The 12,383-nt window shown below is 58.9% G+C and carries 10 protein-coding genes; 3 read left to right on the top strand and 7 right to left on the bottom strand.

The features are described 5' to 3' along the window. Positions 1 to 54: 54 nt before the first annotated feature. Complete coding sequence (locus AC07VF_RS15800; protein ID WP_192173245.1) at positions 55 to 1,008, bottom strand: adenosine deaminase; 954 nt, start codon at positions 1,006 to 1,008, stop codon at positions 55 to 57. 328 nt (positions 1,009 to 1,336) lie between these two features. On the opposite strand from AC07VF_RS15800, the gene AC07VF_RS15795 reads away from it, so the two are divergent. Continuing rightward, entirely contained in the window at positions 1,337 to 2,428 is a 1,092-nt protein-coding gene (locus tag AC07VF_RS15795) for a calcium:cation antiporter (RefSeq protein WP_192173244.1), read from the top strand. 68 nt (positions 2,429 to 2,496) lie between these two features. On the opposite strand, the gene AC07VF_RS15790 is transcribed toward AC07VF_RS15795, so the two are convergent. From AC07VF_RS15790 to AC07VF_RS15765, 6 genes are all read right to left on the bottom strand, one after another. Further along, positions 2,497 to 3,852 carry an 8-oxoguanine deaminase gene (locus AC07VF_RS15790; protein WP_423573262.1) on the bottom strand — a complete coding sequence of 452 codons (1,356 nt, stop codon included), beginning with the start codon at positions 3,850 to 3,852 and terminating at the stop codon, positions 2,497 to 2,499. Between the two features lie 170 nt (positions 3,853 to 4,022). After that, positions 4,023 to 4,709 carry an SDR family oxidoreductase gene (locus AC07VF_RS15785; RefSeq protein ID WP_495009279.1) on the bottom strand — a complete coding sequence of 229 codons (687 nt, stop codon included), beginning with the start codon at positions 4,707 to 4,709 and terminating at the stop codon, positions 4,023 to 4,025. Positions 4,710 to 5,310: 601 nt separating this feature from the next. Then, entirely contained in the window at positions 5,311 to 5,898 is a 588-nt protein-coding gene (locus AC07VF_RS15780) for an IMPACT family protein (RefSeq protein ID WP_192173241.1), read from the bottom strand. Positions 5,899 to 5,931: 33 nt separating this feature from the next. After that, entirely contained in the window at positions 5,932 to 6,591 is a 660-nt protein-coding gene (locus AC07VF_RS15775; protein WP_192173240.1) for a TetR/AcrR family transcriptional regulator, read from the bottom strand. An 84-nt stretch (positions 6,592 to 6,675) separates the two neighbouring features. Next, positions 6,676 to 8,070 carry a uracil-xanthine permease family protein gene (locus tag AC07VF_RS15770; protein WP_346627977.1) on the bottom strand — a complete coding sequence of 465 codons (1,395 nt, stop codon included), beginning with the start codon at positions 8,068 to 8,070 and terminating at the stop codon, positions 6,676 to 6,678. Positions 8,071 to 8,244: 174 nt separating this feature from the next. After that, positions 8,245 to 9,165 (bottom strand): LysR family transcriptional regulator, encoded by a 921-nt coding sequence (locus tag AC07VF_RS15765; RefSeq protein ID WP_495009280.1) that lies wholly within the window; start codon positions 9,163 to 9,165, stop codon positions 8,245 to 8,247. Between the two features lie 144 nt (positions 9,166 to 9,309). Here AC07VF_RS15765 and aptA point away from each other — a divergent pair, with 144 nt between their 5' ends. Together aptA and AC07VF_RS15755 are read left to right on the top strand one after the other, a co-directional pair. After that, complete coding sequence (gene aptA, locus AC07VF_RS15760; protein ID WP_282369652.1) at positions 9,310 to 10,656, top strand: omega-aminotransferase AptA; 1,347 nt, start codon at positions 9,310 to 9,312, stop codon at positions 10,654 to 10,656. Positions 10,657 to 10,723: 67 nt separating this feature from the next. Then, positions 10,724 to 12,217 carry a CoA-acylating methylmalonate-semialdehyde dehydrogenase gene (locus AC07VF_RS15755; protein ID WP_495009281.1) on the top strand — a complete coding sequence of 498 codons (1,494 nt, stop codon included), beginning with the start codon at positions 10,724 to 10,726 and terminating at the stop codon, positions 12,215 to 12,217. Positions 12,218 to 12,383 lie beyond the last annotated feature (166 nt).

Genomic DNA, 12,383 nt, shown 5'->3' with positions numbered 1-12,383 from the left:
GGGCGTGTGGAGCAGAGCATCCACACGCGGTTGCTGATGAAGGGGCGTGTTTGATCAGGGCTTGATCAGACGGGCATCGAGGCTGTTTTGCGCCAGACGTCTGGCCTGATCCTGGGTCATGCCCAGATGGGTGTGCAGCGCGTGGAAGTTCTCGGTCACGTAGCCACCGAAGTACGCCGGGTCATCGGAGTTGACGGTCACTTTCACGCCGCGCTCAAGCATGTCGAGAATGTTGTGCTGACCCATGTGCTCGAAAACGCAGAGCTTGGTGTTGGACAGCGGGCAGACCGTTAGCGGGATTTGCTCATCGATGATGCGCTGCATCAGGCGCTCGTCCTCGATGGCGCGCACGCCGTGATCGATACGCTGGATCTTCAGCAAATCCAGTGCTTCCCAGATGTACTCCGGCGGACCTTCTTCACCTGCGTGGGCAACGGTCAGGAAGCCCTCACCGCGAGCACGGTCGAAGACGCGCTTGAACTTGCTCGGCGGATGGCCCATTTCCGAGCTGTCCAGGCCGACGGCGACGAAGGTGTCGCGGTAGGGCAGGGCCATGTCGAGGGTCTTCTGCGCTTCGTCTTCGCTCAAATGGCGCAGGAAGCTCAGGATCAGGCCACTGCCGATGCCGAGTTTTTCCTTGCCGTCTTTCAAGGCGCCTGCGATGCCGTTTAGCACAACTTCAAAGGGTATGCCGCGGTCGGTGTGGGTCTGAGGATCGAAGAACGGTTCGGTGTGAATGACGTTCTGCGCCTTGCAGCGCTCCAGGTAAGCCCAGGTCAGGTCGTAAAAGTCCTGCTCGGTACGCAGCACGTCGGCGCCGCGGTAATACAGGTCGAGAAACTCCTGCAGATTATTGAACGCGTAGGCCTTGCGCAGGGTTTCGACGTCCGCCCAGGGCAGGGCGATCTTGTTGCGCTCAGCCAGAGCGAACAACAGTTCCGGCTCTAGCGAGCCCTCCAGATGCAGGTGCAGTTCTGCCTTGGGCAGGGCGTTCAACCAGTCGTACATGGGCTTTGTCTCGTAAGGTGCAATGGCGGGCATTCTACAGAGTCAGGCGCGCGGGCTGAATAAAACCTGACCGGACGGTTCACACGCTGCTTTGGCTTGCATTGCCACCGGTCCTGGCAGCGAGGCCCAGCAGTGGCAGGCGTTTTCGGCGTCTGAATATCCGGAACACAGACCGGTAAATGGCAATTTGTCGCGGTGGCGCGACGATGTGTCGCGACCCGCTGCTACCCTGTCTTGAAACCTTTGTTTACATCGATACTCTCAAGCGCTTCAGTAAATTTCACTTCATGGATGTGCGGCCAGGGTCGCAAGGGGCTAAAAGGCAGCGATGGGCACGATTCTCAAGCAGGAAAAGTTTCTACTACTGGCGGTCATTGCGACCTTTTTCGCGTACTTCTACGAACACCAATTGCTCAGCAACGGAAACACCGTCGCGCTGATAGCGGGTATCGCCCTGGTGGGCTTCATCATCTGCGCCTCTCTGCGGGTGGCTCACCACGCCGAACTGTTGGCGGAGAAGGTCGGTGATCCCTACGGCACGATGATTCTGACGCTGTCAGCGGTGCTGGTCGAGGTCGTGATTCTGGCGATCATGATGAGCAACGAACCTTCACCCACGCTGGTACGGGACACCATCTACTCGGCTGTGATGCTCGACATCAACGGGATTCTGGGTCTCGCCGCATTGATGGGCGGCCTCAAGCACGGTGAACAGTCCTACAACGATGACTCCGCGCGGTCTTACAGCGTGATGATTCTGACTGCCATGGCGGTGTCGATGGTGGTGCCTGAATTCATTCCGGAAGGGAAGTGGAAGCTGTATTCGGCTTTCACCATCGGCGCGATGATTCTGCTTTATGCACTGTTCCTGCGTATGCAGGTCGGGCCGCACAGCTACTTCTTCAGCTACAGCTACCCGGACAAGAAGCGCCGCAAGGGTGAGGCCGAGGAAACGCACGAGCCAGTCAACCTGACGCGCTCGATCGCGACGCTGGTCTTCGGTGTGGTGGTTATTGGCGCGTTGGCCGAGGTCATGTCGAAAACCGTTGATCTGGGTCTTGAAGGCAGCGGCGCGCCGCCTGTCATGACGGCGATTCTGGTGGCGGCCATTTCGGCAGCGCCGGAGATCCTGACCGCACTGCGAGCCGCGCTGGCCAACCGCATGCAGTCGGTGGTCAACATCGCCCTCGGTGCCTCGTTGTCGACGGTGATCCTGACCGTGCCAGTCATGGAAGGCATGGCGCTTTACAGCGGCCAGGCGTTCCAGATGGCGATGACGCCAGTGCAGACCGTGATGATTTTCGTCACCCTGCTGGTCTGCGCCATCAACCTCAACGACGGCGAGACCAACGCCATCGAAGGCATGACGCATTTCGTGCTGTTTGCCACCTTCATCATGCTTTCTCTGATGGGGCTATAACCTGGGTTCGCTTTAACCCGGCAGCGGGGGAGTCGGCAGTTTTACTTCCCCACTGCTGTAATGGCCCATCAGCCCCTGATCAATTCCGCAGCCGCTTGGCGATGATCTGCAATCAGCCCCTTCAGATCGAGCCCTTCGACCTGACCGTCAATCACCCGCCATTTGCCGCCGATCATCACCTGATCTGCGCGATCAGCGCCGCACAGCAGCAACGCTGAAATCGGATCGTGACTGCCGGAGAAGCGCAACTCGTCCAGCTTGAACAGCGCCAGATCAGCCTGTTTACCCACGGCCAACTCGCCGATGTCATGCCGGCCCAGCAATTGCGCCGAGCCCTTGGTCGCCCAGCCTAACGCCAGCTCCGGCGTGATTTTTTCCGCCCCGTAGCGCAACCGCTGCAGGTACAACGCCTGCTTGGCTTCAAGCATCATGTTCGAGGCGTCATTTGACGCAGAACCGTCGACCCCCAGACCGATCGGCGCGCCTGCGGCAAGCAGGTCCAGCGTGGGGCAGATGCCTGACGCGAGGCGCATGTTCGAACTCGGACAATGACAGACTCCGGCGCCCGCCCGGCCGAGGCGCGTGATCTCTTCGCTGTTGAAATGAATGCCGTGGGCCAGCCAGGTACGAGGGCCGAGCCAGCCGACGCTGTCCAGATAATCCACCGTGCGCAGGCCGAAGCGCTGCAGGCAGAAGTCCTCTTCGTCGAGAGTCTCAGCCAGATGCGTGTGCAGACGCACGTCGTGTTTTTCGGCAAGGGCCGCGCTTTCGGCCATGATCTCGGTCGTCACCGAAAACGGCGAGCACGGCGCCAGCGCGATCTGAATCTGGGCGCCGTCACCCCGCTCATGATAGGTCTCGATCAGCCGCACGCTGTCATCGAGAATCACCTGGCCCTGCTGGACGGTTTGCTGGGGTGGCAGGCCGCCGTCTGCCTCGCCCAGGGTCATCGAACCCCGCGTCAGCATTGCGCGCATGCCCAGCTCGCGAACACTTTCCACCTGCACATCGATGGCGTCTTCCAGACCCTGCGGGAACAAATAATGATGGTCGGCGGCGGTGGTGCAGCCCGACAGCAGCAACTCGGTCAGGGCGACCTTACTGGCCAGTGCGAGTTTTTCCGGCGTTAGCCGCGCCCACACCGGGTACAGGGTTTTCAGCCAGGGGAACAACGGCTGATTGACCACCGGGCCCCAGGCGCGGGTCAGGGTTTGATAGAAGTGGTGGTGCGTGTTGATCAGGCCGGGGAGCAGGACATGCTCGCGTGCATCGAATACGTGATCGCAGTTCTGCGCAGGCCGTTGCCCCAGCGGGAGCATCTCAACGATAACCCCGCCTTCGACCACCAGGCCGCCGCGAGCATCGAGATCATTGGCCGTGAAAACGGCAAGGGGATTTTTCAACCAGGTACGGATCGCGGGCATTGGCCGGCTCCTCTGAAAGTGGGTTCAGGTCGCCAGCTCAGTGTTGCCCTGTCTGCTGATCCAGGGTCGCCGCAGCATCGAGTGCGCTGCGAGGCGAGGGCGGATTCTAGAGTGTTGCGGCGGGTGTGGGCAAGTCACGACAGCTCATACTGCCGCGACTTGCATCGCGATCACCAGGGAATCGTCTCACCCTTGTAGTTCACAAAGTGGTGACCACCTTTCCCTGCAAATCGCTCAAGCTGCTCGACAATCCCGCGCACGCTGGTTTCGACGTCGATGTCAGCGCCTTCACCGCCCATCGCCGTACGGACCCAACCCGGATGCATCGACAGCACGGTGGGTTTGTTTTCGCCCAGCTGCGTCACGAAAGTATTGGTCATTGAGTTCAGCGCGGCTTTGCTGGCTTTGTACAACGCCATCTCCGGCGCGTCCGGCATGGTGACGCTGCCGAGCACCGAGCTCATGAACGCGATCACGCCAGTCTCGGAACGGATCTGGTCGACGAAGCGTTTGGCCAGGCGGATCGGCGCGACGGCATTGGTGAGAAACAGCTGACCCAGTTCGCCAGCGGTGGCGTCGGTGGGGTTGGGATGCATCGGGCCCATCACGCCGGCGTTGACGAACAACAGGTCATACATCTGGCCCTTGAGGTTGTGGGTGAGCACTTCGAGGGACGATTGCTCATCGATGTCCAGTGTCTGCAACTGGACATTCGGCAGTGCTTTCAGCTCGTCGGCCTTCTGGGCATCGCGGACAGTGGCGGTGACTTCCCAGCCGAGTTCCGCGAGACGTTTCACCAGTCCAAGGCCAAGGCCGCGCGAAGCTCCGATGATCAGGGCTGTTTTAGGGGTGGACATTGAAATGACTCCTGTACAGACAAACGAAAAATTTCACTCAATGGGTGGACATCGCCACGTGTCGAGAATTTTGTTTCTCGAAGCGCTGTGTTGCCGCGAGGCGCATAAGTTAGCGGCAGAGGATGACAGAGGCTGACGACATATGTGAGGGGACGTTTCCGATATGAATGTCAGGCGAATAGGATGGCGCACGCTCAATCCTGCCACGATGTGTGTCTGTATAAAAAACATCCAGCTCACCCAACACTCCGTGGACTCAGCAGCCCGCGAAGGCTTGCACGGGTTATCCACAGATTGCTCCACAGCTAATGTGGGTAGTTGTGGATTGGCAATGGAAGCCGCTCGAAAGGAGTGCCACGTTGGCATAAATGGCGCTAACGTCCTGTTTTATCGCTGGATTTACCCACAGCACAGCGTTTTGGCTAAAAAGTGATCAACCTTCGCAAAGCCATATGGATCAAGGCCTGCGACGGGGTATGCTCAGCTTGTCCACAGGCGGATGCACAGTAGATGTGGGCAAACGCCACTGCCGGTTACTGCCGTCGCCTTTCCTCGCAGGACCGGCTTTAGCGGGGAAGGCGTCGATATGTCCGTGGGTTGATTACTGCGGCGGCTGCAACACGATTCGTCCGCGACTGATGTCGGACAGCTGGCGCTGAAGGGTTTCAATCTGCTCGGGAGCCAGGGCAATCGAGAGCGTGACACCGTTGGCGTTGAAGCGCTCTTCCTCCACAAGACCGTTTAGCTCGGCCACTCGCAGCTTTATCAGCACGAGCTCGCTGAAGCTGCAGTCGAATTGCAGCGACACGCGATTGATCAACGGCACTCGATCGGCCTGCTGCAGGCATTTGTTGGCGCCTCCGCCATAGGCCCTCGCCAGCCCGCCGGTGCCCAGTTGAATCCCGCCATACCAGCGAATGACCAGCACGACGACCCGATCAAAATCCTGGGCATCAATGGCCGCGAGTATCGGTCGTCCGGCGGTGCCGCCTGGTTCGCCGTCGTCGTTGCTGCGGTACTGCGCGCCCAGCTTCCAGGCCCAGCAATTGTGCGTGGCGTCGAGATCACTGTGTTGCTCGATAAACGCTTGAGCATCGGCAGGCGTGTCGATGGGCGCTGCGAGAGTTATAAAGCGGCTCTTGCGAATTTCTTCTCGAAACTCGCAGGGGCCGGTGAGCGTAGAAGGCATTGAAGTTCCAGACTGCGTTTGGCTTTCAGGGAGTTATAACGTGGGGGTGAGTCCGCACCCTTTGAGAATGATCCGGACCAGGTTATCCCCAGCGACTTCCATGTCTTGCTTGGTCAGCCGCGAACGGCCGGTCACTTGGCAGATTTGCGTGGCGAAATCAGCGTAATGCTGAGTGCTGCCCCACAGCAGAAAGATAAGATGCACCGGATCGACCGGGTCCATCTTTCCTGCATCGATCCAGGCCTGGAAGACCGCGGCACGCCCCTGAAACCATTCGCGATAGTCCTGACTGAAGTACTGGTTCAGGCATTCGCCGCCACTGATGATCTCCATGGCAAAGATGCGCGAGGCTTGTGGCTGGCGCCGCGAGAATTCCATCTTCGCGCGGATGTAGTGCGTCAGCGCCTGTGCCGGGTCGTCCTCTGCGCTCAGGTTGTTAAACGTGCTGTCCCACAACTCGATAATGTTGCTCAGCACCGCGATGTACAGACCCAGCTTGTTGGTGAAGTAATAGTGCAAGTTGGCTTTAGGCAGCCCGGCATTCTGCGCGATCGTGTTCATGCTGGTGCCTTTGAAGCCATGGCGAGCGAACTCGTCTTCGGCCGCCTTCAAGATCGCTTCTTCGTTTTTCTGACGAATACGGCTGGCCGGTTTGGTGGCGCTGGGGCTGTGAGCGGGGACTTCGAGGGTCATGTGCGGTTCCAGACGGATCATTGGGTGCGACGCGGTGAACAGATAGCGCACCCGCGAGGATCCGACAAGCGTTGCCCTCGTAAATCAGTGCTCAAATGATTCCGTTGTCTGTTCTTTGGCTTCGTTCGTCTCGCTTGTTTGCTTGCCTTCCGGGAGTAGCAGGCACATTACGATGGCCGTCAGTCCGCCGCTGGTGATTGCCGAGTCAAACAGGCTCTGTACCAATTGAGGCAAATGATGCAGCAGCGTCGGTTGCGCCGCGATACCCAGCCCTACTCCGAAAGAGGTAGCGATGATCAACATGCTGCGGCGGTCCAGCGGCGCTTGGGCAAGAATCCGCACCCCCGCCGCCGCCACGCTGCCGAACATCACCAATGTCGCACCGCCAAGCACAGGTTTCGGAATCTGCTGAAGAATCGCACCGATCACCGGGAACAGTCCGAGCAGAAACAGGATTGCTCCGATGTAGAGACCGACATAACGGCTGGCCACGCCAGTGAGCTGAATCACACCGTTATTCTGCGCGAATGTGGTGTTCGGGAATGCGCTGAACGTCGCCGCGATCATGCAACTGACGCCGTCGCCCAACACACCGCCCTTCAGCCGGGCAATATAGCTAGGGCCTTTGATGGGTTCGCGGGAGAGCATGCAGTTGGCGGTAAGGTCGCCGACGGTTTCGATGCTGCTGATCAGATAAATCAGCGCGACTGGTAGGAAAGCGGCCCAGTCGAAACTGAATCCGAACCGGAAGGGCACAGGGATGCTGACCAGCGCAACGTCGGCGATGGAGTGAGGTACGAGTTTTCCACTGAACCACGCTGCGATGCTGCCGACCGCGAGCCCGATGATGATGGCCGAGAGGCGCAACCAGGGCGCGCTCGAACGGTTGAGCACAATGATCACTGCCAACACGAATACGCCGAGGGCCAGATTGACCGGCTCGCCGAAGTCCGGGGCGTTGAAGCCGCCACCTAGATCCGTCACCCCCACCTTGATCAAGCTGACGCCGATCAGCGTGATGACGATGCCGGTTACCAGTGGCGTGATCACTCGACGCAACTGGCCGATGAAACGGCTGAGCACAATCTGCACGACGGCGCCGAAGAAACACACACCGAACACCATGGCCATGATGTCCTCCGGGCTGCCACCGCGCTGCTTGACCATGAAGCCTGCCGACAGCACTGCCCCGAGAAACGCGAAACTTGTGCCTTGCAGGCAAATCATGCCGGCGCCGATACCGAACGGTCGTCGCGCCTGAATGAACGTACCTACCCCCGACACCATCAACGCCATGCTGATCAAATAAGGCATGTACGCGCCGAGCCCGAGCGCCGATCCGATAATCAGTGGCGGCGTGATAATGCCGACGAATGCGGCGAGGACATGCTGGATTGCAGCCAGGACCGCGGGTCCGGGGCGCGGCCGGTCATTGAGGCCGTAGATGAGGTCGTTATTGTCTGGCGCTTCAGGCTGCATGCTGGCTCTCGATTTTTGTGTGGGCTTCGACATCCAGCCTTACTGCAAAAACCTGTCCAACTGATCAGATACCTGTTTACCGATTCGCTGTACATGCCCGCTTATCAAGGGGCTGGACGAATATGGCGGCCGTTTGACTGCGTGTTAGTGAGGTGCCGACGTACTCGGCCGGCCTCATCGTGTGGCAGCCAGGCTCTCCAGAAAACTTTCCAGCACCAAATGGGGGCGGCGCCCTTTGCGCGTGACGGTTACAAGGCTCACGTCGTAAAACCGCGTCTTGGGTTTCAGCGCGCTCAGCCGACCCTGTTGCACCCAGAGGCTGGCGTAATGGTCGGGCAGATAGCCGATGTAACGCCCCGTCAGAATCAGAAACGCCATACCCTCCCGGTCCGAAGCGCTCGCGGTGCATTTCAGCGCCTGATAGTGGGCCTGGATTTCACTCGGCAGACGAAACGTCGGCGCGATGGTCTCCTGCGCGGACAGTCGATCGTCATCCAGCTGCGCATCTTCGACGTAAAACAACGGATGGCCGACGGCGCAGTACAGCAGGGAACGTTCGCTATACAGCGGCTGATATTCCAGTCCCGACAAGGCGCTGGCCTGGGGTACGACGCCGACGTGCAAGCTGCCGTCGAGCACGCCCTGCTCGACTTCGTTTGGGGCAATCATGCGGATATTGATGTGCACGTCCGGGCCACGTTCTTTCAGTTGGGAAAGCGCGTGGGTGATCCGCATGTGGGGGAGGGTGACCAGATTGTCCGTCAGCCCTATGTTCAGCTCGCCGCGCAGGTGTCGGTGAAGACCATTTACTTCCGTACGAAAACTCTCGAGGGCGCTCAATAATTGCAGCGAGGACTGGTAGACCTCGCGACCTTCCTCTGTAAGCGAAAACCCCGCACGACCCCGTTGGCAAAGACGCAGTCCAAGGCGCTGCTCCAGATCGCTCATCTGCTGGCTGATGGCGGAGCGACCAATACCCAGCGCGCTTTCTGCTGCCGAAAAGCCCCCGGACTCGACGACGCTGCGAAAAATGCGCAACAGACGGATATCAAAATCGCTGACTTGCGCCAGAGGATCATTACGGCGGGTGCTCATAGTTTAGTAACCAATCAACTGAAGATCGTAAAAGCAGGGTTTTTCGGACTTTATGCCCGTGGCACTTTAGCTGCAACCGGCCCTGCTCCTGCTCGTACATTCGCCAGGAAATCAGGCCACCCAAGCCCAGTGAGGTTAATTCCGATGAATATGCCCGAATCGTCCGACATGTCTCTGGCGAGCCAGCTCAAACTAGACGCCCACTGGATGCCTTACACGGCGAACCGAAACTTCCATCGTGATCCACGGCTGATCGTCGCTGCGGAAGGCAGCTATCTCACGGACGACAAGGGCCGCAAGATATATGACGGTCTGTCGGGGCTTTGGACCTGTGGCGCGGGGCATACGCGCAAGGAGATCCAGGAAGCGGTTTCCCGGCAGTTGGGTACGCTGGACTACTCGCCCGGGTTCCAGTTCGGACACCCGCTTTCCTTTCAGTTGGCTGAAAAGATCACCGATCTGACCCCAGGCAAGCTGAATCACGTCTTCTATACCGACTCTGGATCGGAGTGTGCTGACACTGCGGTCAAGATGGTGCGGGCTTACTGGCGTTTGAAAGGTCAGGCCACCAAAACCAAGATGATCGGCCGCGCCCGTGGTTATCACGGCGTCAACATCGCGGGCACCAGCCTGGGTGGCGTCAACGGCAACCGCAAGATGTTCGGGCAACTGATGGACGTCGATCATCTCCCTCATACCTTGCTTGCCAGCAACGCCTATTCACGGGGCATGCCGGAGCAGGGCGGCATTGCGCTGGCCGACGAGATGCTCAAGCTGATCGAATTGCACGACGCTTCGAACATTGCAGCAGTCATCGTCGAGCCCATGGCAGGCTCTGCTGGCGTGATTGTTCCGCCGCAGGGGTATCTCAAGCGTCTTCGCGAAATCTGTGATCAGCACAATATTCTGCTGATCTTCGATGAGGTCATCACCGGCTTCGGCCGTACCGGCTCAATGTTCGGCGCCGACAGCTTCGGCGTGACGCCGGACCTGATGTGCATCGCTAAGCAAATCACCAACGGCGCGATCCCGATGGGGGCCGTGATAGCCAGCACCGAGATTTATCAGACGTTCATGAATCAGCCGACGCCCGAGTACGCTGTGGAGTTTCCCCACGGCTACACCTATTCAGCACATCCCGTTGCCTGCGCCGCCGGCCTTGCCGCGCTGGAAATCATTCAGCGCGAGAACCTGGTGCAGCAGGTCGCCGAAACCGCGCCCCATTTCGAAGGCTATTTGCACGCGTTGAAGGGCAGCAAGAATGTCGTCGATATTCGCAATTACGGTCTTGCCGGCGCCATTCAGATTGCGCCGCGCGACGGCGACGCCATCGTGCGTCCCTTTGAAACGGCCATGAAGCTGTGGAAGGCCGGTTTCTACGTGCGCTTCGGCGGCGACACTCTGCAATTCGGACCGACCTTCAATAGCAAGGCCGAGGACCTTGATCGCATGTTTGATGCAGTGGGTCAGGCCCTCAATCAAATCGACTGATCATCTTTTATTTGCTCACAGGCGCAGTCCGGCTGCGCCTGCGGGCTAACGTTTTCCGGAGTTATGCATGAGCAACATTCAGCACCTGATTCATGGCGAGCTGGTCAGTGAAAATGGCCGCACTGCCGATGTGTTCAATCCGTCAACCGGCCAAGTGATTCGTAAAGTACCCCTCGCCAGTCGCGAAACTGTTCAACAAGCGATTGACTCTGCCAAGACCGCTTTCCCCGCATGGCGCAGTACACCGCCTGCCAAACGCGCGCAGGTCATGTTCCGCTTCAAGCAGTTGCTGGAACAGAACGAAGGACGTATTGCTCGGCTGATCAGCGAAGAGCACGGCAAAACCCTTGAAGATGCGGCGGGAGAACTCAAGCGCGGTATCGAAAACGTCGAATATGCCTGTGCGGCGCCGGAAATTCTCAAGGGCGAGTACAGCCGCAACGTCGGACCGAACATCGATGCGTGGTCTGACTTTCAGCCGCTCGGCGTAGTGGCGGGCATCACCCCGTTCAACTTCCCCGCCATGGTTCCGCTGTGGATGTATCCGTTGGCCATCGCCTGTGGCAACTGTTTCATACTCAAACCTTCCGAGCGCGATCCAAGCTCAACGCTGTTGATAGCAGAGTTGCTCCATGAAGCCGGATTGCCGAAGGGTGTACTTAATGTCGTGCACGGCGACAAGGTAGCGGTTGATGCGCTGATCGAAGCCCCTGACGTCAAAGCGTTGAGTTTCGTCGGCTCAACCCCGATCGCTGAGTACATCTATAAGGAAGCCACCGCACGGGGTAAGCGGGTACAGGCATTGGGCGGCGCGAAGAATCACGCAGTGCTGATGCCCGACGCGGACCTGGATAACGCCGTAAGCGCCCTGATGGGGGCGGCCTATGGTTCGTGCGGCGAGCGCTGCATGGCGATTTCGGTTGCGGTGTGCGTGGGTGACCAGGTCGCCGATGCGCTGGTGGCGAGGCTGGTGCCGCAAATCAACGGATTGAAGATCGGCGCCGGGACTTCCAGCGGTCTCGATATGGGACCTCTGGTCACCGGGCAGCATCGTGACAAAGTCAGCAGCTATATAGAAGACGGTGTAGGTGCGGGGGCGAAGCTGGTGGTGGACGGTCGTGGGCTCACGGTTCCCGGACACGAAGAGGGGTTCTTCCTGGGTGGATGCCTGTTCGACCACGTCACGGCCGAGATGCGTATCTATAAAGAAGAGATATTCGGTCCGGTGCTGTGCATCGTTCGTGTGGATAGCCTCGAGCACGCAATGCAGTTGATCAACGATCATGAATACGGCAATGGCACCTGCATCTTCACCCGCGATGGCGAGGCAGCCCGGCTGTTCTGCGACGAAATCGAGGTGGGTATGGTTGGGGTAAACGTTCCACTGCCTGTACCTGTGGCTTATCACAGCTTTGGCGGCTGGAAGCGGTCGCTGTTTGGCGACCTGCACGCTTACGGCCCGGATGGTGTTCGCTTCTATACCCGTCGCAAAGCCATTACACAGCGGTGGCCGCAACGTGCCAGCCATGAAGCTTCGCAGTTCGCGTTCCCAAGTCTTTAAAGCTCAGGGCGGGCAAGTCCCCAAAGTTGCCCACCCCGTCAGCTATTTTTGACCGATATGACAGTTTCATTAAATTAGGGGTTGACGCTCCTCTGGATCTGTCTATAATTCGCCCCACTTCCGGCGCAGACGAAACGGAAAACTCCTTGATAATCAAAGAGTTGGA

It is taken from the genome of Pseudomonas sp. GW821-FHT02H06 (assembly GCF_059421525.1).
This window is presented reverse-complemented; position numbering and strand designations above follow the sequence as displayed.